Here is a 20931-nt window from a genome sequence, read left to right as displayed (position 1 = left end):
CTGCAGAGAGATCAGACCGCGCTCGCATCGTCACAAACCGTCGTCGACTATCCCGCGTACTTCTCGACGACGTCGCCCACCGGGCCGAGTGCGTCGACCACGTAGCCCTTGGCCTTGCCGCGGACGCTCTTGTAGGTCTTCGCCAGGACCGCGGGAGCATGCTCCGCCTGGCCGTCGGTGACGGCCAGTAGCGCCTCGGCCGCAGCGTCCTCGTTGGCCTTCAGATGGTCGCCGAACGAGGTGCCCGCCGGCTTGGAGTCCCACAGCGGCGAGAGTGCGGTCATGAACTCCGGGAGCATCTTGCTGGTCGCGACCTGCACCACGCCCGGCTTGAACTTCTGAGCGGCCGCGTAGGCGGTCTTGATCGCAGCGCCGGACAGGCCGGACTGCTTCTTCACCTCCGCGTCGATGACGTCGGCGAAGTCGGAAGCCATGGCCTCGCGATTGGCGTCGAGCAGGGGAACGAGCGTGGCGGACATGCCTTGCCTTTCAGTCAGGATCTGGTGAAGACGACGTTGCCCAGGGCCGGTGCGTCGTCGCGGTCGACGACGGTGGTGGCCGCAAGCAGTCGGTCGCCATCTTCCCAGGCGCGCACGCGGAGCGTCTCGCCGGGGAACACCACTCCCGCGAAACTCACGCTGTACTCGGCCAGCGCGCCGACGTCGCCGCCCAAGACTTCGTCGACCACCGCGCGGGCCACGCTGCCGTAGGTGCACAGTCCGTGCAGGATAGGGCGCGGAAATCCGGCCGCGGCGGCGAAGGCCGGGTTGCTGTGCAATGGATTCCGGTCGCCGCACAGGCGATACAGCAGCGCCTGCTCCGGACGGGTCGGCACCAGGATCTCGTGGTCGGCGGCACGGTCGGGCAACTCGATGCGCGTCGACGTGCCCCGGTCGCCGCCGAAGCCGCCCTCGCCCTTGGCGAAGATCGACGACTGCGCCGTCCACAACGGCTCGCCCGCCTGGTCGACCACGGTCGACTCCTGAACGATCACCGCGGCCGAACCCTTGTCCTGCACCTCGGAGATCCGCGTCCGCATGGTCGCGGTGCCCGTCGCGGGCAGCGGCCGGTGCACCCGCACCTGCTGGGCGCCGTGGACGACCTTCGCCAGATCGATGTCCACACCCGGGAACTCGACCTTCGGCGCCTCGGTGGCGTGGAACGACGCGGCGACGGTCGCGAACGACGGCAGCACCTTGGGGGCGACGTCGTCCACGTACTGCAGGCCGACGGTGTCCATCGGATCGTGTGCACCGCCCACGGCGAGGTTGTACAGCGCGACTTCGCGCGGGGTCCACGAGAAGGTGGTCTCGCCGAGATCGGCGCCGACGGCGACGGACGGATCGATGGGCATGGGTGTCAGGCTCCTGCGTGAGTTGGGTCGGACGGGATGTCCGACGGATCGACGGATGCTTGCGACTTGCTGACCGCGTCGAGCGCCGCGAGGTATCCGAAGACCATCGCGGGACCGATCGTCGCGCCCGGACCGGCATAGGTATGACCCATGACCGGTGCGCTCGTATTGCCCGAGGCGTACAGGCCTTCGATCACCGAACCGTCCGCGCGGAGGGCCCGGCCCGCGGCGTCGGTGGTGACTCCGCCCTTGGTCCCGAGATCGCCGGGCACCATCTTGACCGCATAGAACGGCGCCGTGTCGACCACACCGAGGCTGGGGTTCGGCTTGTTGGTGATGTCGCCGTAGTAGTGGTCGTAGGCGCTGGTGCCGCGGTGGAAGTCGGAGTCGGTGCCGCTGCGGGCGAACCCGTTGAACCGTTCCGTGGTGGCCTTGAGTCGGTCGGCGGGCAGACCGGTCTGCTCGGCGAGCTCGTCGAGGGTCGCGGCCTTGACGACCACGCCGGATTTGAGCCAGCTCTTCGGGAGCGGCTGACGCGCGGTGACGCCGGCGAACAGGTAGCGATTGCGGCAGCGCTGGTCGAAGATCAGCCAGCTCGGGACGTTCTCGCCCGGGCCGTCGCCCTGCCCGAACGTGCCGCCGTACATCTGATGGACGGCCTCGACGTACGGGAGCGACTCGTTCATGAAGCGATCGCCGCGCGTGTTGACGATGAACGTGCCGGGCACCGATCGCTCGGACAGGGCGAACCACGGGCCCTTCGGCAGCGGGATCGTCGGACCCCACCACGCGTCGTCCATGAGGGCGACGTCCGCGCCCGCCGCGATCGCCGCGGTGATGCCGTCGCCGGTGTTCGACGGTGCGCCGGTGGTCCACTCGCTACCGATCGGCGCGCGCTGGTACTTGGCGCGCATCTGCGGGTTGTGCTCGAAGCCGCCGGTGCCGAGGATGACCCCGTAGCGGGCGCGGAGCTCGGTCGATGCGCCGTCGACGGTGGCATGAACCCCGACGACCGCGCCCTTCTCGGTGATGAGGTCGGTCAGCGGGGTGTTCAGGCGCACGTCCACTCCGGCCTGTCGGCAGCCGACGAGCAGCTCGGCGGCGAGTGCCGCACCCATGGCGATCATCTTCTTCCCGCGCAGGCGCGACCAGAAGAATCGAGCGCCGACCTTGGCCATACGCAGCGGGCCGCGCCAGTGCCGCAGGCCGGTGTTGAGCCAGCGGTAGTCGGACTGCAGCACCACCATGTTCAGCGGAGCCTTGGTGTACTGCGGGTGCAGGGTGGCGAGGTCGTCGCCCAACTGGCGGGCGTCGAACGGCCGCGGCTCCACGGATCGACCCATGGCGCGACCGCCGGGCGCCTCCGGGTAGTAGTCCGAATAGCCCTTGACCCACTCCAGATTCAGCGGTGAGTGGGCGATCAGGTAGTCGAGCGCCTCCGGGCCGCGATCGAGGTAGGTGTCGATCCGCTCGGCGGGGGCGTGCTCGCCGATGATCGCATGTGCGTACTCGCGAGCCCGTTCCGGGGTGTCCTGGACGCCGTCGCGTCGCAGCACGGAGTTGTTGGGGATCCACACGCCGCCGCCCGAGCGTGACGTGGACCCGCCCCAGTAGGGCGACTTCTCAATCAGGACGGTCTTCAAGCCCTTGCTGGCTGCGGTGAGCGCAGCGGCCAGTCCGGCACCGCCCGCCCCGACGACGATGACGTCGAATTCCTCGCTCATTGACTTCCCTTCGGCTCGGCGAACTCACGCGGGCACGCAAAATAGAACACGTTTCACTTACAGCCTAAACTAGAACGTGTTCACTTCGGTAGGGGAGGTCGCGACGTCGCCGGTCCCGAGCGGCTCATCGGCGAGCGGTCACCAACCAGCAATGGTTGTCGTGCGACAGGACGCCGTCGACCACGTGCGCGCGGATGTCGGCCCGGGAACGCTCGATCAAACCGAACCAGGCGTCGTCGCCGAGTTGTGCGCGCAACTCGCCGCCGCTGGTCGCGGCGATGATCGCGAGCCGCTCCTCCACCCCATCGGTGAGTCCACCGGCGCCGTCGTCCCGCGAATACGTGCTGGTGAAGGTGAAGTCGTCGACGACGACGTCGACCCAGCCGGAATCGGCCAGCAAGCGCCGGACGTGGTCGGGATCGCCGAACGCCATCGGGCCCGGCTCGCCCGGCGCGGGTCGCGTCGGCGGCGGGTCCACAGCGGCTGCGAGGACGTCGATGCCCAGGTGGAAGATCAGGTTGTCCCGCCGGTCCTGCCAGCACACGAAGGTGAGACTCGCGCCGGGTTTCGCCGCAGCGCCGACGTTGGCGAACGCGGCGACCGGATCGGCGAAGAACATCACGCCGAACCGCGAGACGATGCGGTCGAAGCCCGCGCCGTCGGTCAGGGCGCGGAGATCGGCGGCGCCCGCATCGGCGACCAGCGTGCGCGCATCGGGAACCCGCTGCGCCGCGACCTCGATCATCGCGGGCGAGATGTCGACGCCGACCGGACGGGCGCCGGCGGCGGCCGCGGCCTCCAGCAGCGCGCCGGTACCGCAGCCGACGTCGAGCACGGTGCCGGTCAGATCCGCCGCCGCGACGATGGCCTCGGTCGCCGGCCGGAACACGTGGTCGAACAGCGCGCCCTGCGCGGCCCATCCGCCGCCGGAGGCGGACCAGTCCCGGTTCAGCGGTGACTCGGCCACGGGCTACATCCCGGCCGGCGGCTTGCCGATGCAGATCGCGGCGCCCATCGGATCCTTGAACGAGGCGAGAGTGCCCCACGGCGATTCGTCGGCGGGCATCAGGATCTCGCCACCGAGGTCGGTGACCTTCGCCAGGACCGCGTCGACGTCGTCGACGGTGATGTACACCTGCCAGAACGAGGGATGGCCCTCGCCGAACATGCCCGCGGCGGCCATGATTCCCGCAACGCCGTCGTCCTCGCCGGTCGGGTGCACGACGGAATAGCGGTCGGGTCCGCCGCCTCCGCCGCCGGTGCCGACGTCCTCGAGCGTCCAGCCGAACAGGTTCCGGTAGAACGCGGTGGAGGCGTCGTAGTCCATCGACATCTCGTCGAACCAATACGGTGTCCCGGGTTCGCCGTGCTCGACGAAACCGGGGTGCGTGCCGGGCTGCCAGACGCCGAACGCGCCGCCCGCCGGATCGATGTAGACGGCCATCGTGCCCATGTCGCCGACGGCCATCGGCGGCACGATCACGGTGCCGCCGTGCTCGGTGACGGAGGCGGTGGTCGCGGCGGCGTCGTCGCTGCGGAAGTAGACGGCCCACACGTTCGTCGGCTCGGTGTCCGAACCGGCCATCGGCATCAGGCCTGCCACCCGGTTGCCGTTGGCCGTGAAGTTGCGGTAGCCGCCGAAGTCGGCGGACGGTTCTTCCGCCGACCACCCGAAGATCGCGTTGTAGAACGCGGTTGCGCGGTCGACGTCGCTGGACATGAGGTCGAACCAGATGGGAGCACCCGGAGGGGCGGAGTAGACGGGCATGTCGGTCTCGCTTTCGATGAGGACGGAGAGCTTCAGGAACGTCACCATCGATCCTTGCCGATCGCAGCGGCTCTGTCGACGGCTAATGCGGTGTTCGACAGATGTTCCTGCGACAGTCTCCGCCGACGCCGCTCACAGCAGATCTGCCCAGCGCAGCAACGTATGGTCGATCACCGCGACGTTGGCGCACGATCGAGTCATGACCGAATCGGATCGCACCCCACACTTCGACCGCCGCCAGCGCAGGCGGCTCTTCGACCGCCGCATCGTCGTCCTCGACGGCCGGCTCGACGACGACAACGGAACCCTGCTCATCAGCCAGTTGATGGAACTTGCTGCTGCCGATGCGGGTACTGACATCTCCTTGTGGATCCACTCGCCCGGAGGATCGGTTCCGTCGATGCTCGCCATCCGCGATGTGATGCGACTGATCCCGTGCGATGTCGCGACCCTGGCCTTGGGTATCGCGTGCAGTGCAGGCCAGTTCCTCCTGTCGGCAGGTGCACACGGCAAGCGGCGTGCCCTGCCGCATGCGCGGATCCTGCTGCATCAGGGCTCGGCGGGGATCGGAGGCACTGCCGCGGACGTCGAACTGCAGGCCGACGACCTCCGGCACACGCGGGACACGGTCCTCGGGCTGATCGCCGACGATACCGGGCAACCAGTGGAGCGGGTCTTCGAGGACTCGTTGCGGGATCGCTGGTTCTCCGTCTCGGAGGCACTCGCCTACGGTTTCATCGACGAGGTGGTCGACGACTTCGCGGCCGTGGTTCCACCGCTGTCACCCGCCGGCTTCGGCCTGACGGGAGGGGGTCGATGAGCACGTACTCCATCCCGAGTGTCATTGAACGCACGCCGTCCGGTGAGCGCGTCACCGACGTGTACTCGCATCTGCTGTCGAATCGGATCATCTACTTGGGAACGCCGATCGACGCCGGTGTCGCGAACGCGCTCGTCGCACAACTGTTGTATCTGGAGTCCGATAACCCGGATCGGGACATCGAGTTGTACATCAACTGCGAGGGCGGTGATCCGGCTGCGATGCTGGCCATTTACGACACGATGCAGTACGTCTCGCCTGCGGTGTCGACGACATGCGTGGGGCAGGCGGTCTCAGTGGGTGCCGTGCTCCTGGCGGCCGGCGCGCCGGGACTACGATCGGCAACCCCGCATTCGCGCGTGGTTCTGCACCAGCCGGGGGCAGAGGGCCGGGGAACGATCCCGGACCTCATCATCGAGGCGGAAGAGCTCATTCGGGTGCGCGGCGACATGGAGCGGATTCTTGCTTGTCACACCGGACACTCCGAGCAGGAATTGCGTGCCGATACCAACCACACGCGCGTGTTCACCGCGGGTGCAGCGGTCGACTACGGACTGGTCGACCACGTGGCCGACGTACGGTGATCGCTCAGGCAGCCAGCGCGAACGCCCGCGCACGGAGGCTCGTGCCGGGCGCTCGTGCGAGATCGCGCAGACGGTGTCCGACCGCGATCGCGACGTCGCCGACAGTGGTCCCGAGTGCGACGGACACCGCTTCGACGATCTCGCTGGACGGGTCCTTGCGCCCGCGCTCGATCTCGGAGAGGTACTGCGTCGAGACCCCGGCCCGGCTCGCAGTGTCGGCGAGTCGTTCGCCGCGCCGATGCCGGAGATCGCGCAGGTGCGCGCCGAGTTCCTCGCGGTACAGCGGAGCGGCGACGATCGATAGGCGGGCGAGTGACGTGGGAGCCATGTCACTACGTTAATGGCCTGTTCTGCGGTCGGCCAGGCGTTCTGCAGTGAGCAGAAGGTGAGAATTCACGTCACCAGTAGCCGTCAGGATCCTCATCGGGAGATTCAGCGGGGATGATTCCCTCGGCGACACCGTGGTCGATGCTCGCCGACAGTCGCGGACAGGTCGGGAGCAGTGCAGCATTGCCGCCGGCCTCCCGGATCTCGGCGATCTGCGCGCACCGGGCCTGCGCGTCGTCGTTCCACTGGACGCTGGTGTGATGGGCGCCAGTCTTCTTCACCATCACGTGGGCGTGGCAGGTGCGGCATTCGATGTCCGTCATCCCGCCTGCGAGATAGTGCCGACGATCGCGGGCGGTGGCGTCCGCGATCGCCGCGGCCCGATCCGGGTCGTGCGACCACTGCGGCGCCTTGGCCCAGCCTGGTGCCGCCGCATCGCGTTCGTCGGCGCGAGTCATCAGACCGACGCGCCCTCGGCCGCTTCCTCGGCGGCCTTCTTCTCCGCCTGGATCCGCAGGTTCTCCTGGACTTCGAGGTTCCAGCTCTCCTGCGCCTTGGCGGTGTCGATCTCGTACTCGTATCTGCCGGACATCTCCTCGGTGACGTCGGCGGCGTCGACGTAGAACTGCTCGTACCAGCGGCGCAGCTGGTAGACGGGTCCGTCCTCCTCGACGAGCAGCGGGTTGTCGATCCGGGTCTTCTGCCTCCAGATCGCGACGTCCTGCATGAATCCGACCTCGACGCCCTTGCTGATCTTCTTCGCCATGACGTCGGCCTGCTCGGGAGTCAGTCCCTGCGGCACCTTCGCCATCACGCCGAACATGAGGACGAACGAGTTCGCGTCGATCGGGTAGTGGCAGTTGGTCAGGATGGTCTCGACCGAGTACTCGCCGTAGTACTGAACCATCGGGTTGAGCATGTAGGACGGGCCGTAGTAGGCGGCGATCGACTCGAGCCGGGTGTCGCCGTAGGCGGTCGAGATGCCGACGTCGGGGCGGCCGTGGCTGTTCATGTACTGCGCCGCGGTCTCGCCCTCGAAGACGTTCTTGAAATAGTCGGGCAGGGCGTAGTGCACATAGAAGAAGTGCGCCATGTCGACCACGTTGTCGATGATCTCGCGGCAGTTGGAGCCCTCGATCACGATCTTGTTCCAGGTCCACGGCGTCCACTCGTCGGCGCCGAACTCGGCGAGCTCGGGAATGACGATGTCCTCGGACGGCGGGTTGCCCTCGGGGTCGTTGTAGACGAAGACCTGACCGTTGCGGACCATGGTGGGCCAGGTGCGGGTCTTGGCGAGCTTCGGATGCCGCTTGGCGTAGGGGACGGACGCACAGCGGCCCTTGCCGTTCCATTCCCATCCGTGGAACGCGCAGGCGACGTTGTCGCCCTTGACCGTGCCCATCGACAGGTCGGCGCCCATGTGGCGGCAGTAGGCGTCGAGTGTGTGGACGTCGCCCTCGCGGTCGGCCCAGACGACGAGCTTGGTGCCGAAGATCTCCAATGAATGCGTCTGCCCGTCGGTGAACTCGTCGACCAGGCCGATGCAGTGCCATCCGCGCGCGAAACGTGTGGGTGGTGTGCCGGTGTCGATTTCCCGGATGTCGGTGTCAACCATCGTCGTGGACTCCTCGTTCGGTGTCTGCTTCGGGCACACGGGCCCGTCTACGTCCATATTAGAACACGTTCCAGGGTAAAATAAGAACGTGTTCTAGTTTTGAATGAGAACGTGTTCTAATATTGGCATCGAGCGGATGACACGAACAGGAGTGACTCTCATGGCAGGACAGCGAAGCGAGGCCGCGCAACAGGTTCTCGACCGGATCGACGCGCTGCTTCCCGACCTCGCCCAGCGGGCGCAGGCGACGGAAGACGCACGGCGGATCCCCGACGACCTCGCAGATCTCGTGCAGGCGACCGGCTTCTTCAAGCTGCTGCAGCCGGAGCAGTGGGGCGGACTGCAGTCCGACCCGGTGACCTACTACGAAGCGGTCCGCCGATTGGCGAGCGCCTGCGGGTCCACCGGCTGGGTGTCGGGCATCGTGGGCGTCCACAACTGGCATCTCGCGCTGTTCAGCCAGCAGGCGCAGGAAGACGTCTGGGGTACCGATCCCGACACTCGGATCTCGTCGTCGTACGCGCCGATGGGCATGGGGGAGGTGGTCGACGGCGGGTACACGGTCAACGGATCGTGGGCGTGGTCGTCGGGTTGTGAGATCGCCGAGTGGGTCGTGGTCGGCGGTCCCGTCATCAAAGACGGCAAGCCGGTCGATTTCGTCAGCTACTTGATTCCGCGCAGTGATTACACGATCAAGGACGTCTGGAACGTGGTGGGCCTGCGCGGCACCGGCTCCAACACGATCGAGGTCAAGGACGTCTTCGTCCCGACCCATCGCATGCTCAGCTTCCGCACCATGAGCACCGGGAAGGCACCGGGCCTGGAGAAGAACACGGCGCCGGTGTACAAGATGCCGTGGGGCACCATCCATCCGTCGGTCATCTCCGCGCCGATCGTCGGCATGGCGTACGGCGCATACGCCGCGCACGTCGAACACCAGGGCAAGCGGGTTCGCGCTGCCTATGCGGGCGAGAAGTCGAAGGACGATCCGTTCGCCAAGGTGCGCATCGCCGAGGCGGCCTCGGACATCGACGCCGCCTGGCGGCAGCTCGCGGGCAATCTGCAGGCCGAGTACGACCTCATCGTGGAGGGCGTCGAGGTGCCGATGGAGCTGCGTCTGGCCGCGCGTCGGGACCAGGTGCGCGCCACCGGTCGTGCGATCGACGCGATCGACCTGCTCTTCGAGAACTCGGGCGCCCACGCGCTGGAGAACGGTACTCCGATCCAGCGTTTCTGGCGCGACGCCCACGCCGGCCGCGTCCACGCAGCCAACGACCCCGAACGCGCCTACCAGGCCTTCGGCAACGGCGAGTTCGGCATCCCCATCGGCGACACCATGGTCTAGCGGCGCGGAGCGCGCGACGGAGTCGCGGGTCGAGCCGATGGAGCGGAGCGACAGGTCGAGCCGACGTCCGAGGCCGAAGGCCGAGGCGTCGGTCGAGACCGCGTGACAAGGGCTGGGTAGACGAGCCCAAACCCACCCCACCCCCACCACACACCTGAAGGAACACATGACTGACGACCAGAGCCCCATCCGGTCTCTCGGCTACATGCGGATCGACGCCACGGACATGGATGCGTGGCGTGAGTACGGACTGAAGGTCCTCGGGATGATCGAGGGGCGAGGCAGTATCCCCGGCGCCCTGTACCTCCGGATGGACGACTTCCCGGCGCGCCTGGTGATCGTGCCGTCGGACCGCGATCATCTGGCCTGCTCGGGCTGGGAGTGCGCGACGGCGGCGGGTCTGCAGGAGGTGCGTGAGCGCCTCGACTCCGCCGGCGTCGAGTATCGCGAGGGCACCGCGGAGGAGATCGCGGACCGCCGCGTGGCCGAGTTGATCGTCTTCGCCGATCCCGACGGCAATGTCCTCGAAGCGTTCCACGGCGTCGCGCTGCAGCATCGTCGGGTCGTCAGCCCGTACGGTCACCGGTTCGTCACCGGCGAGCAGGGGCTCGGCCACGTGGTGCTGACCACGACCGACGACGCGAAGGCGTTGGCGTTCTATCGCGACGTGCTGGGGTTCCGACTGCGCGATTCCATGCGTCTGCCTCCGCAGGTCGTCGGCCGCCAGGAGGGCGAGGAGCCGGCGTGGCTGCGGTTCTTCGGCTGCAATCCGCGGCACCATTCGATGGCGTTTCTGCCGATCCCCAACTCGACGGGCATCGTTCACCTGATGGTGGAGGTGGAGAACTCCGACGACGTCGGCCTGGCCCACGATCGCGCGCTGCGCAAGAAGGTCGCGATGTCGGCGACCCTGGGTCGCCACGTCAACGACCTGATGCTGTCGTTCTACATGAAGACGCCCGGCGGCTTCGACGTCGAGTTCGGGTGCGAGGGACGTCAGGTGGACGACGATGACTGGGTGGCCCGCGAGTCGACGGCCGTCAGTCTGTGGGGCCACGACTTCACGATCGGCATGAAGTAGCCAGACCTGAGCTCACGAGTAGGAGAGTCCGATGACTCCGCATTCCCCGTATGGAACCGATGAATTCGACTCCCGACAGTTCCGGACCGCGATGGGCCAGTTCTGCACCGGCGTCACGGTGATCACCTCGCTCGACGCCGATGACAATCCGGTGGGGTTCGCCTGCCAGTCGTTCGCGGCGCTGTCCCTGGACCCACCGCTCGTGCTGTTCTGTGCGCAGCGGACGTCACGGACGTGGCCGGTGATCGAGCAGCGCGGGACGTTCTGCGTCAACATCCTCTCCAACCGGCAGCAGGACGTCAGCGCGACGTTCGGCGCCCCCGGCTCGGACAAGTTCAAGTCCATCAGCTGGGACGCGTCGCCTGCCGGGCTGCCCGTGCTGCGCAACAACCTCACGTGGGTGGAGTGCTCGGTGGAGAGCGTCGCCGACGGCGGCGACCACTGGATCGTCGTCGGTCGGGCGCTGACTCTCGGCGACGTACTGCAGGACAAGCCGCTGCTGTTCTATCGCGGCGGATACCTCTCGACTGAGCATCCGCGGGTCACTCCCGCACAGACCGAACTCGACAATTTCCTGACCTGGAACGGAGGAGACACGTGGCTGTAGGCGCCGACCTCGCGGGGGTCACCAAACCGTTCACCGACGCGATCGCCGAGGCGGAGGCCCTGGTCCTGTCGGCGGAGTTCGCCGAGACGGACGCTGACGTCGCCGAGGGGCTCGACTATCTGGCGGGCGGCATCTCGTCGATCCTGCAGGTGGCGCGTGCCGGCGAGAAGTCGCACCCGTACTTCGTCACCTCGACGGGGCCCTACGCGAAGATGGGGCTCGACAACCCGGACACCATCTACTACCACGCGACGGTGGAGCCGGAGGCCTCGTACGTGGTGCGCGGTGTCCGCGGCACCACCGCGGATCTTGCGTTCCAGGTGCTGCGCGGCAACTACACCGCCGACGACGTCCCCGGCGGTGAGGTGGCCTTCGACGACCGTGCGATCCCGATCGCCGAGGACGGCAGTTTCGAGATCACCTTCGGGCCGGAGAACCCCGATGCCCCGGCGGGCACGCACTTCGTCCTCGGCGAGGGCGCGACCATGCTGTCGGTGCGCGAGGTCTACAGCGACTGGGCCACCGAGGCCAGGGGATCGATCACCATCGAGCGCGTCGATGCGGTCGGTGTGGCTCCGGTGGAACTCGCGACCTCGCGCATCGCCAAGCGGTACGCGATCGCGGCGAAGATGCTGACCGCGCGCGTCAACACCTGGTTCAACTTTCCCCAGTGGTTCTACCTCGGGGAGCCGGTCAACACGTTCACCGCGCCGCGCACCACGCCGGGCGGTCTCGCGACCCAGTTCTCCTCGGTCGGGCACTTCGATCTACCTGCTGGTAAGGCGATGATCGTTACGGTGCCGAAGTCCGACGCACCCTATCAGGGCTTCCAGCTCGGCAGTCTCTGGTACATCTCGCTCGACTACGTGAACCATCAGACGTCCCTCACGTCAGCGCAGGCACAGGTGGATCCGGACGGCATGATCCGCATGGTGATCTCGGCCGTCGACCCCGGCGTCGCGAACTGGGTGGAGACCACCGGTCGTCGTCGGGGCATCCTGCAGTTCCGGTGGCAGCGCACCGAGGCGCCCATCGCGCCGGAGCTGGGGCCGACGGCGGTGGTCGTCGACGACGCCGACGTCGACGCGTACCTGCCCTACTACCCGGACAATCGCATCGATGCCGCCGGCTGGGCGGACCGGATCGCGGTGCGACAGCGGGCCTTCGCTCGCCGCATGCTCGGCTGATCGCTCGCCTGCCGACTTCCATCGCCGACGAAAGAGAGCACATGTCACTACTGAACGAGAAGGTCGTCGTGGTCTCCGGCGTCGGCCCGGCGCTGGGCCGGTCGCTGTGTCTGCGGGCGGCCGCCAACGGGGCGCGCGTGGTGCTCGCAGCGCGGACCCGTTCGCGTCTCGACGAGGTGGCCGCGCAGGTGCGGGAGGCGGGTGCGCAAGCGCTGGTGGTGCCGACCGACATCACTGACGACGCGGCCGTCGACAACCTGGTCGCGACGGTCACCGCAGAGTTCGGCGGCGCGGACGTCCTGATCAACAATGCGTTCGCGGTGCCGTCGATGAAGCCGCTGGCGCGGACCGACTTCGACCACATCACCGCGAGCCTGGACCTGACGGTGCTGGGCACGCTGCGCGTGATCAAGGCGTTCACGCCTGCGCTGGAGGCGGCGGCCGGTTCGATCGTCACCATCAACTCGATGGTGATCCGGCATTCGGAGCCGCGGTACGGCAGTTACAAGCTCGCGAAGTCGGCCCTGCTCGCGATGTCGCAGTCGTTGGCGACGGAGCTCGGCGAGAAGGGGATCCGCATCAACAGCGTGGCCCCCGGCTACATCTGGGACGACCAGCTCAAGTGGTATTTCGGCGAGATCGCGAAGAAGTACGGCATCACCCCGGAGCAGGTGTACGAGCAGACGGCGTCGAAGAGCGACCTCAAACGCCTGCCCGAACCCGACGAGATCGCCGACGCGGCGGTGTTCCTCGCATCATCGATGGCGTCGTCCATCACCGGCCACACCCTCGACGTGAACTGCGGTGAATACCATGACTAGCACTGAGCGCACTTCCGTCGGCACGGTCGACGACCTGCACGAGGCCGCGTCCCGGACGGTCGGGCTGACCGACTTCGGCGGCGACGACTACCGCGAGGGATTGTCGGTCCTCCTGTCGTCGTATGCGAGCACCGCGGAGTTGGAGCCGCTGGGCAGCAAGATGTTCCGCTACTTCCTCAAGGGTGCGCTGATCGCGCGACTGCTGAGCGAGGCCGGGTGGAAGGCCCACCCGCAGTACGCGGACGTCGCGATCGAGCGGCCGGTCTTCGTCACGGGTCTGCCGCGGACCGGCACCACCGCACTGCACCGGCTGCTTGCCGCGGACCCGGCCAACCAGGGCCTGGAGATGTGGCTGACAGAGTTCCCGCAGCCGCGACCGGCGCGCGAGACCTGGGCGGACAATCCGGTCTTTCAGCAGATCGATGCGGGCCTGTCGCAGCACCACGTGGAGAACCCCGAGTTCATGGGGCTGCACTACATGGGGGCCGCCGAGGTGGAGGAGTGCTGGCAGCTGCTGCGGCAGTCGCTGATGTCGATCTCGTATGAGACGCTCGCGCACATCCCCGAGTACTCGTCGTGGCTCTCGCAGCAGAGTTGGACGCCCGCCTATGCGCGGCACAAGCGCAATCTGCAGTTGATCGGACTGCACGACGCCGATCGTCGGTGGGTCCTGAAGAACCCGAGTCACCTGTTCGCGCTCGACGCGATCATGGAGGTGTACCCGGACGCGATCATCGTGCAGACGCATCGCGCGCCGGAGACCATCATCGGCTCCATGTGCAGTCTCGCCGAGCAGGCGACGGTCGGCCACTCGCGCGCCTACACCCCGGAACGGATCGGTCAGACGCAGCTCGACCTCTGGTCGCGCGGGCTCCGGAACTTCTCTGCGGCCCGCCGACGCTACGATCCCGCCCAGTTCGTCGACATCGACTTCGCCGACCTGCGGTCCGACCCGTTCTCGGCCGTCGAGAAGGTGTACCGCGCGGTCGGGACCCCGCTCTCCGACGAAGCGCGCGCTGCGATGATCGCGCTCGACGAGGAGTCCAAGTCCGGCGACCGCCGACCGCAGCACACGTACGCCCTCGAGGACTACGGATTGACCGCCGACCAGGTGCGTGCGGCGTTCAGCGATTCCTGACTGAGAAATATGGTGCGTCCGCGCGGCTATAGGCCGCACGAACGCACCATATTTGCGCTGTCGCCGCGCCGGCGCCGAGATGTGGAAGAAACCGCGGCTGGCCTGAGCGGCTACAGCGAATGCCGCTCCAGGAACTCGACGATCGCCGCGGCGAACACCTCGTTGTCGTCTCCGGCCACCATGTGTCCGGCCGCGCTGACGTCGGCGATCTCGGCGTGCGGAACCAACTCGCGCATGTGGGCGATGCCCGCGTCGCTGACGACGTCCGACTTCCCGCCGCGCACCACCAGCGTCGGCGCCGTCACGGTGCGGGCGGCGGCCGCAAGGCGCGCTGGATCGGTGTGTCGACGAGGCTCGTCGCCCTCGTCCGACTTCATGAACTCGGGATCCCAGTGCCAGTACCAGCGGCCGTCGTCGTGGAGGCGGACGTTCTTCTTCAGGCCGTCGAGGTTCTTCGGGCGCGTGCGCTCCGGGTTGTACGCGGCGATGGCGTCAGCCACCTCCTCGAGGTCGGCGAACCCGCCGATGTGGTCGGTCATGAACGACTTGATGCGGTCGATGCCCTTCTGCTCGACGTTGACGACGACGTCGACCATCACCAGGGCCGCCGCGATGTCGGGGTTCTCGCCGACGGTGCACAGTCCGGTGATGCCGCCGAGCGAGGCGCCGATGATCACCGGTTTGCGGGCACGGTCAGCCAGGACGGCGCGGAGGTCGCCGACGAACGCGTCCAAGGCGTAATCCCCGTCCGGGGCCCACGAGCTGTCGCCGTGACCGCGGAGGTCGAGGGTGTAGACGTCACGGCCGCGCGCGGCGAGGGCTGCCGCAGTCCGGTCCCACGAGTGCCGCGTCTGCCCGCCGCCGTGCAACAGCAGCGCGGGAGTGAGACCGTGTGCGTCGGTGGCCGCGGGCCAGTGATCGCCGTGGAGGGTGAGGTCTGCGCTCGAGACGGTGAAGTGGTGTGCCGTGGAGGAAGCCATTCATCCACTACTACACCGCCGATCGGAGGATTCGGGCGTCGACGTCGGAATCGCGCCGCGGACGGTCCCGGTGACCGGTGACCTACCTCATGCAGGTTTCGGTTGACCGAATCTTTCACTCGCGGTTAACCTCAACCTATGTTGCAGCGTGTGCGAAAAGGGGTGACGGCGCGGAGCGTCGGTCTGCTGGGGCCTGCCTTCGTGGCGGCGATCGCGTACGTGGATCCGGGAAACGTCGCCGCCAACATCACTGCCGGAGCCAAGTACGGTTACCTGCTGGTCTGGGTGCTCGTCGTCGCCAACGTGATGGCCGTGATGGTGCAGTATCAGGCGGCGAAGCTCGGTGTGGTCACCGGGAAGACACTGCCCGCGACACTCGGTGAGCGGCTCTCGCGGCGCGGCCGACTGATGTTCTGGGGGCAGGCCGAACTCGTGGCGGGCGCCACCGACATCGCCGAGGTCATCGGCGGGGCGATCGCACTCAACCTGCTCTTCGGGCTGCCGCTCCCGGTCGGCGGGGTGATCGTCGGCCTGATCTCGATGGCTCTGCTCGGGCTCGCGAACCCGCAGCGTCAACGACAGTTCGAGCACGTGATCGTCGCACTGCTGGCGATCATCGTCGTGGGATTCCTCGCCGGTCTCGTGATCAATCCGCCCGACGCCGGCGGCGTCGTGAACGGCATGCTGCCGCGCCTCGACGGCACCGAGACGGTCCTCCTCGCCGCATCGATGCTCGGCGCCACGGTGATGCCGCACGCCATCTACCTGCACTCCTCGCTCGTCATCGATCGACACGGCAGGCCGACGGGACATCGTCGAATCCGAGCGCTGCTCGCGGCCACCCGACTCGACGTCGTCGTCGCGCTGGTGATCGCCGGAACTGTGAACATCGCCTTGCTGGTCCTGGCCGCCTCGAGTCTGTACGGGCGCGAGGGCACCGACACCATCGAGGGCGCCCACGCCGCTGTCGGCGACGCGCTCGGACCGATCGTCGCGGCGGCCTTCGCCGTCGGACTCCTGGCGTCGGGCATCGCGTCGACGTCGGTCGGCTCCTACGCGGGCGGCACCATCATGAGCGGGCTGATTCGCAAGCGGATCCCCATGATCGTTCGTCGGTCGGTGACGCTGGTCCCCGCCGTCGTGGTGCTCGCGATCGGGGTTGATCCGACGATGGCCCTGGTGATCTCGCAGGTGGTGCTGAGCTTCGGCATCCCGTTCGCGATCATCCCGCTGCGCCGCTACACCGCCGACAAACGACTCATGGGGCCGTTCGCCGACAACGCCTGGTTGCGCGGAGCCTCGGCCGCGGCGGTCGTTGCGATCGTCGTGCTGAACGTCGCCCTCGTGGTGCTGACGGTGACGGGCATCGGCGGCTGATCGCTACCGGAGCACCCGCGCGAGCGCGTCGTGCGGCTGGCCGAACAATTGCGCATCGGCCTGGGCGCGTTTGAAGAACAGCCCGATGTCGTGTTCCCAGGTGATGCCGATCCCGCCGTGCAGTTGGATGGCCTCGCCGGTCAGCGACAGGTAGTTCTCGGAGCAGTAGACGTGCGCGGCCGCCGCCAGTTCCGCAGCATCTGCCCGGTCGTGGACCACCGCGTCGATCGCCGCGGCCGACATCGATCGCATGGCCTCCACCTGCACGTACATGTCGGCCATGGCGTGCTTGAGTGCCTGGAACGACGCGAGCGTGCGGCCGAACTGCGTGCGCGACGAAGTGTGCTCCACGGTCAGCTCCAGGGCGCGTGCTGCACCGCCGACCTGCTCGGCCGACAGCATCGCCCAGGCGAGGGTGCGGATCCGCTCGGCGATGTCGGACGACGACGCGATGGTCGTCGACGGCACTTCGTCGAACGTGACGCGGGACAGTGCGCGGGTGGGATCCAGGACCGGCAGCGGGGTCACGGTGACGCCGTCGGCGCGGGCATCCACCTCGTGGAGCGTCTGCGCATCGGGGTTGTCGGACCGGCCGGCGATCACCAGCAAGACGTCGGCCGTCTCGCCGTCGAGCACGTACTCCGCGGTGCCGCGCAGCAGTCCGGCCTCCGCCGTGACGCCCGGCGCGGTCCAGCCCGGGGCACCCGCCCAGCAGAGGGCGCCGGTCCTCGCACCGGACGCGAGGTCGGGCAGCAGCCGCGCCGACGCCTCGGGATCGCCTGCCGCTACGACAGCTCCGGCGGCGAGGACGACCGAGGAGAAGACCGGTACCGGCGCGAGGGCCCGGCCGACCTCTTCCAGTGCCAACGCGGTCTCGGCGAAGGTGGCGCCCGCACCGTCGAACTGCTCTCCGATCGCGAGTGCGGCGACCCCGATCTCGCTGCACAAAGCGTCCCAGAGGGGCCGATCGATACGACCTTCCGCACGCGACGCCGCTCGCACGGACGCGGAGTCCGAACGCCGTCGCAGGAGTTCGCGGATCGATTCGGCGAGTGCCGCGCGGTCGTCGGCGCTGATGGTCTCGGGCGTGGTCACAGGGTCTCCAGGATCTGGGCGCGGTGCTGAGCGGGGGTGCCCCACGCCGAGACGAGTGCGCGCGTCTTGGTCAGATACAGGGACAGATCGTGCTCGGCGGTGTAGCCGATGGCCCCGAAGACCTGCAGGCTGCGACGCGACGCCAGGTAGGCGGCGTCGGCGGCGGCGACCTTGGCAGCCCAGACGTCGCGGGCGACGTTCACCTCGTCCGGCGCCTTGCCGTCCAGGCCGACGGCGGCGCCGAGCACCAGGGGCCGGGCCATCTCGACGGCGATCGCGACGTCGGCGAGGTGATGCTTCACCGCTTGGTACGAGCCGATCGCGCGATTGAACTGCTTGCGCGCCTTGGCGTACTCAGAGGCCAGATGGAGCATCGCCGCCCCCAGTCCGATCAGCTGCGCCGCGGTGACGAGGGCTCCCACTTGGGCGACGGCGGCCTCGTCGGCGGAGCCGAGTGACGTTCCGGCCCCGACGTCGGCGACGGTGCGGGTGGGATCCACCGAGGCGTGCTCGGCGACGACCGACGCGGTCGACAGTGCACCGTCGCGGAGGAGATAGACATCGGCGTCGGCGGGGGCGGCGGCCCGGTGGCCGGTCGCCGCCGCGGCGAGGGTCGCGGGGCGGCCGCCGAGCAGTGTCGCGAGCGCGTCGGTCGCGCCGGCGGCCGCGAGCGCGGTCGGCACGGCGCCGAACGTCTCGGCGACCGGGCCCGGCAGCGCAAACCGCCCGAGTTGTTCGGCGGCGACCACCAGTTCGGTGGCGCCTGCGCCGGAGCCGCCGAGAGCGTCGTCGACCACCAATCCGGTGACACCGGCCTCGGCGAGCCGACGGTAGACGCTCAGCGCGGGAGCGTGATCGCCCTCGGTCCAGGATCGTGCGATGGCGACGCCGCCGGCCTTCTCCCCGATGGCGGCGACGGTATCGCGGAGGTCGGTGTGGATGTCGTTGAGGAGGAAGTCCATCGTTTATCGGTCTCCGCGGGGCAGGCCGAGGAGTCGCTCGGCGATCACGTTGCGTTGAATCTCGTTGGTGCCCGCGTAGATCGGGCCGGACAGTGAGAAGAGGTAGCCGTCCATCCACGCGTCGTCGAGCTCGGCGTCGACGCCCTGCAGATCCAGCGCGGTCTCGTGGGCGGCGATGTCCCACTGCGACCAGAAGACCTTGTTGATCGACGACTCCATGCCGAGTTGTCCGCCCGCAGCGAGGCGGCTGACGGTCTGGTACGTCGAGAGCTCGTATGCCCGGGCACCGATCCACGCGTCGACGACGCCCTTGTCGGTGGCGGCGGTCGACGGCAGCCCGCTCGTCGACTTCCACAGCCGGACCAGGCGATCGGTGGCGGCGAGGAAGCGACCGGGGGAGCGCAGGGAGAGTCCGCGCTCGTTGGCGGCGGTGCTCATCGCGACCTTCCAGCCGTCGTTCACCGCGCCGATGACACCGGAATTCGCCGGGTCGGCGGGGTCGTCGGGCACGAATACGTTCTCCAGGAACAGTTCGGCGAAACCGGCCTCGCCGTCGAGCTGGGCGATGGGACGGACGGTCACGCCGGGGGAGCGCAGATCGAACATGAAGTAGGTGATGCCCCGGTGACGGGCCTGCTCGGGGTCGGTCCGGAACAGGCCGAAGCCCCAATCAGCGAAGCTGGACCGCGAGCTCCAGGTCTTCTGTCCGTTGAGGAGCCAGCCGCCCTCCGTTCGAGTCGCGGTGGAGCGCAGGGAAGCGAGGTCCGAGCCCGCCTCCGGCTCGCTCCACGCCTGACCCCAGATGACCTCTGACCGCGCCATCTGCGGCATGATCCGGGCCAGCTGCTCGGGGCTCGCGTGCTCGAACAGGGTCGGCGCGAGGAGGAAGATGCCGTTCTGGCTCACGCGACCGGGCGCGCCCGAACGGTAGTACTCCTCCTCGAAGATCAGCCAGTGCAGCAGCGGCTCGTCGCGGCCGCCGAACTCCACCGGCCAGCTGACCACCGACATGCGGTCGGCCGCCATCTCGGCCTCCCACCGGCGGTGCGCCTCGAAGCCCTCCGCGGTGTCCATCGAAGGCAGGGGCTCGGCGGGCACGTGCTCGGCCAGCCAGGTGCGCACCTGGGTGCGGAACGCCTGTGCGGCGTCGTCGAACAACAGATCCATCAGGCGCCGCTCTTCTGCTCGTCGGACTTCTGGGCGGCGTCGCGCATGCTGCGGGCGTCCATCCCGCCGAGCGAGTCACCGGAGTCGGCGTCGTTCGCGGCGTGCGCGAAGTGATGCCAGCCGAACACCGAGTCCATCGCGTTGCGCATGCCCATCTGGTCTTCGCAGATGTTGACCGCCTTCTTGGAGAGGAACAGGCCCTGCATCGGCATCTCGGTCATCTGCGCGCAGAGCTCGTCGACCTTGGCACCCAGGTCCGCACGGGGGACGACGTGGTTGACCATGCCCCAGTCCAGGGCCTGTGCAGCGGTGAAACGCTGGCCGGTGAACAGGATCTCCTTGGCCCGCCGGGCGCCGAGGACGTAGGCGTGCGCGAAGTACTCCACACCCGGGATGCCCATGCGCGCGACGGGGTCGGAGAAGAAGGCGTCGTCGGAGGCGACGATGAAATCGGCCGACCAGGCGAGCATCAGACCGCCGGCGATGCACGCGCCGTGCACCTGGGCGATGACCGGCTTCGGGATCTCCCGCCAGCGGCGGCACATCCCCAGATACACCTCGATCTCGCGGGCGAGGCGCTGATTGCTGTCGAGCGGTGCGTCGTCGTTGCGGGTGTGATCCCAGTGCAGCGTCGCCGTGTTGGGGTAGACGGTGTTGAAGTCGCGCTCGGGCGTGCCGATGTCGTGTCCCGCCGAGAAGTGCTTGCCGTTCGCACGCAGCACGATCACCTTGACGCCGGCGTCGTTGACGGCCTTGCCGAACGCGGCGTCCAGTGAGTAGGTCATCACCGAGTTCTGCGCGTTGCGGAAGTCGGGACGGTTCAGCGTCACGTAGGCGACGGCGCCTGCGGTCTCGTAGGCGACGGGCGAGGTGTCGGGACCGAGATCGTCGGGCCCCAGCGGCGGAGGGATGACGGCGTTGCTCATGCCTTCAGACTCTAACCTAGCAAGTGCTTGGTTGGTAGTCGGGTCGGTGTCGC

The 20931-nt window shown here is 68.1% G+C and carries 22 protein-coding genes; 9 read left to right on the top strand and 13 right to left on the bottom strand.

Features of this window, described 5'->3' with window-relative positions; translation table 11 throughout:
• Positions 1-47: 47 nt before the first annotated feature.
• From GH2_RS12925 to GH2_RS12905, 5 genes are all read right to left on the bottom strand, one after another.
• Positions 48-479 (bottom strand): DUF6918 family protein, encoded by a 432-nt coding sequence (locus tag GH2_RS12925; RefSeq protein ID WP_066168662.1) that lies wholly within the window; start codon positions 477-479, stop codon positions 48-50.
• A 14-nt stretch (positions 480-493) separates the two neighbouring features.
• Entirely contained in the window at positions 494-1354 is an 861-nt protein-coding gene (gene chsH3, locus GH2_RS12920; RefSeq protein ID WP_066168660.1) for an enoyl-CoA hydratase ChsH3, read from the bottom strand.
• 5 nt (positions 1355-1359) lie between these two features.
• Entirely contained in the window at positions 1360-3078 is a 1719-nt protein-coding gene (gene kstD, locus GH2_RS12915; RefSeq protein ID WP_066168658.1) for a 3-oxosteroid 1-dehydrogenase, read from the bottom strand.
• Between the two features lie 124 nt (positions 3079-3202).
• Entirely contained in the window at positions 3203-4045 is an 843-nt protein-coding gene (locus GH2_RS12910; protein ID WP_066168656.1) for a class I SAM-dependent methyltransferase, read from the bottom strand.
• Positions 4046-4048: 3 nt separating this feature from the next.
• Entirely contained in the window at positions 4049-4846 is a 798-nt protein-coding gene (locus GH2_RS12905; protein ID WP_066169185.1) for a VOC family protein, read from the bottom strand.
• A 199-nt stretch (positions 4847-5045) separates the two neighbouring features.
• On the opposite strand from GH2_RS12905, the gene GH2_RS12900 reads away from it, so the two are divergent.
• Together GH2_RS12900 and GH2_RS12895 are read left to right on the top strand one after the other, a co-directional pair.
• Positions 5046-5666 carry a ClpP family protease gene (locus GH2_RS12900; RefSeq protein ID WP_066168654.1) on the top strand — a complete coding sequence of 207 codons (621 nt, stop codon included), beginning with the start codon at positions 5046-5048 and terminating at the stop codon, positions 5664-5666.
• Positions 5663-6250 carry a ClpP family protease gene (locus tag GH2_RS12895; RefSeq protein ID WP_066168652.1) on the top strand — a complete coding sequence of 196 codons (588 nt, stop codon included), beginning with the start codon at positions 5663-5665 and terminating at the stop codon, positions 6248-6250. The genes GH2_RS12900 and GH2_RS12895 overlap by 4 nt, the downstream gene beginning before the upstream one ends.
• A 4-nt stretch (positions 6251-6254) precedes the next feature.
• Here GH2_RS12895 and GH2_RS12890 read toward each other — a convergent pair whose 3' ends face one another.
• From GH2_RS12890 to GH2_RS12880, 3 genes are all read right to left on the bottom strand, one after another.
• Positions 6255-6578, bottom strand: coding sequence for a helix-turn-helix domain-containing protein (locus GH2_RS12890; RefSeq protein ID WP_066168650.1), 324 nt, complete (start codon positions 6576-6578; stop codon positions 6255-6257).
• A gap of 70 nt (positions 6579-6648) precedes the next feature.
• A complete protein-coding gene (locus GH2_RS12885) occupies positions 6649-7035 on the bottom strand; it encodes a hypothetical protein (RefSeq protein WP_066168648.1) in 387 nt (128 codons plus the stop codon).
• Entirely contained in the window at positions 7035-8192 is a 1158-nt protein-coding gene (locus tag GH2_RS12880) for a 3-ketosteroid-9-alpha-monooxygenase, oxygenase component (protein ID WP_066169184.1), read from the bottom strand. The genes GH2_RS12885 and GH2_RS12880 overlap by 1 nt, the downstream gene beginning before the upstream one ends.
• A 160-nt stretch (positions 8193-8352) precedes the next feature.
• Between GH2_RS12880 and hsaA the strand changes: the two genes are divergently transcribed.
• The 6 genes from hsaA to GH2_RS12850 all read left to right on the top strand — a co-directional run bounded on the left by hsaA (position 8353) and on the right by GH2_RS12850 (position 14371).
• Positions 8353-9537: a 3-hydroxy-9,10-secoandrosta-1,3,5(10)-triene-9,17-dione monooxygenase oxygenase subunit gene (gene hsaA, locus GH2_RS12875; RefSeq protein WP_066168646.1), complete on the top strand. Its 1185-nt coding sequence runs from the start codon at positions 8353-8355 to the stop codon at positions 9535-9537.
• Between the two features lie 166 nt (positions 9538-9703).
• Entirely contained in the window at positions 9704-10618 is a 915-nt protein-coding gene (hsaC, locus tag GH2_RS12870) for an iron-dependent extradiol dioxygenase HsaC (RefSeq protein ID WP_066168644.1), read from the top strand.
• A gap of 31 nt (positions 10619-10649) precedes the next feature.
• Complete coding sequence (gene hsaB, locus GH2_RS12865) at positions 10650-11225, top strand: 3-hydroxy-9,10-secoandrosta-1,3,5(10)-triene-9,17-dione monooxygenase reductase subunit (protein WP_066168643.1); 576 nt, start codon at positions 10650-10652, stop codon at positions 11223-11225.
• On the top strand, positions 11216-12412 hold the full coding sequence (locus tag GH2_RS12860) for a hypothetical protein (protein ID WP_244885381.1): 1197 nt from the start codon (positions 11216-11218) through the stop codon (positions 12410-12412). Before hsaB ends, GH2_RS12860 begins: the two co-directional genes overlap by 10 nt.
• A gap of 41 nt (positions 12413-12453) precedes the next feature.
• Positions 12454-13233, top strand: coding sequence for an SDR family oxidoreductase (locus tag GH2_RS12855; protein WP_066168639.1), 780 nt, complete (start codon positions 12454-12456; stop codon positions 13231-13233).
• Positions 13226-14371 (top strand): sulfotransferase family protein, encoded by a 1146-nt coding sequence (locus GH2_RS12850; RefSeq protein WP_066168637.1) that lies wholly within the window; start codon positions 13226-13228, stop codon positions 14369-14371. Before GH2_RS12855 ends, GH2_RS12850 begins: the two co-directional genes overlap by 8 nt.
• 110 nt (positions 14372-14481) lie before the next feature.
• Here GH2_RS12850 and GH2_RS12845 read toward each other — a convergent pair whose 3' ends face one another.
• Positions 14482-15351: an alpha/beta fold hydrolase gene (locus GH2_RS12845; RefSeq protein WP_066168635.1), complete on the bottom strand. Its 870-nt coding sequence runs from the start codon at positions 15349-15351 to the stop codon at positions 14482-14484.
• A 138-nt stretch (positions 15352-15489) separates the two neighbouring features.
• Between GH2_RS12845 and GH2_RS12840 the strand changes: the two genes are divergently transcribed.
• Complete coding sequence (locus GH2_RS12840) at positions 15490-16728, top strand: Nramp family divalent metal transporter (RefSeq protein WP_066168633.1); 1239 nt, start codon at positions 15490-15492, stop codon at positions 16726-16728.
• A 3-nt stretch (positions 16729-16731) separates the two neighbouring features.
• Here the strand turns inward: GH2_RS12840 and GH2_RS12835 are convergent, their stop codons facing one another.
• From GH2_RS12835 to GH2_RS12820, 4 genes are read right to left on the bottom strand one after another with little or no spacing between them, the layout of a single operon-like run.
• A complete protein-coding gene (locus GH2_RS12835) occupies positions 16732-17823 on the bottom strand; it encodes an acyl-CoA dehydrogenase family protein (RefSeq protein ID WP_066168631.1) in 1092 nt (363 codons plus the stop codon).
• Positions 17820-18785 carry an acyl-CoA dehydrogenase family protein gene (locus GH2_RS12830; protein ID WP_066168628.1) on the bottom strand — a complete coding sequence of 322 codons (966 nt, stop codon included), beginning with the start codon at positions 18783-18785 and terminating at the stop codon, positions 17820-17822. Before GH2_RS12830 ends, GH2_RS12835 begins: the two co-directional genes overlap by 4 nt.
• Before the next feature lie 3 nt (positions 18786-18788).
• Entirely contained in the window at positions 18789-19952 is a 1164-nt protein-coding gene (locus GH2_RS12825) for an acyl-CoA dehydrogenase family protein (protein ID WP_066168624.1), read from the bottom strand.
• Entirely contained in the window at positions 19952-20878 is a 927-nt protein-coding gene (locus GH2_RS12820; RefSeq protein WP_066168621.1) for an enoyl-CoA hydratase, read from the bottom strand. Before GH2_RS12820 ends, GH2_RS12825 begins: the two co-directional genes overlap by 1 nt.
• Between the last annotated feature and the right edge of the window lie 53 nt (positions 20879-20931).

It is taken from the genome of Gordonia hydrophobica NBRC 16057 (genome assembly GCF_001592365.1).
Classification (GTDB): domain Bacteria; phylum Actinomycetota; class Actinomycetes; order Mycobacteriales; family Mycobacteriaceae; genus Gordonia; species Gordonia hydrophobica.
The sequence above is the reverse complement of the archived record's forward strand: the minus strand, read 5'-3'. Positions and strand labels throughout refer to the sequence as shown.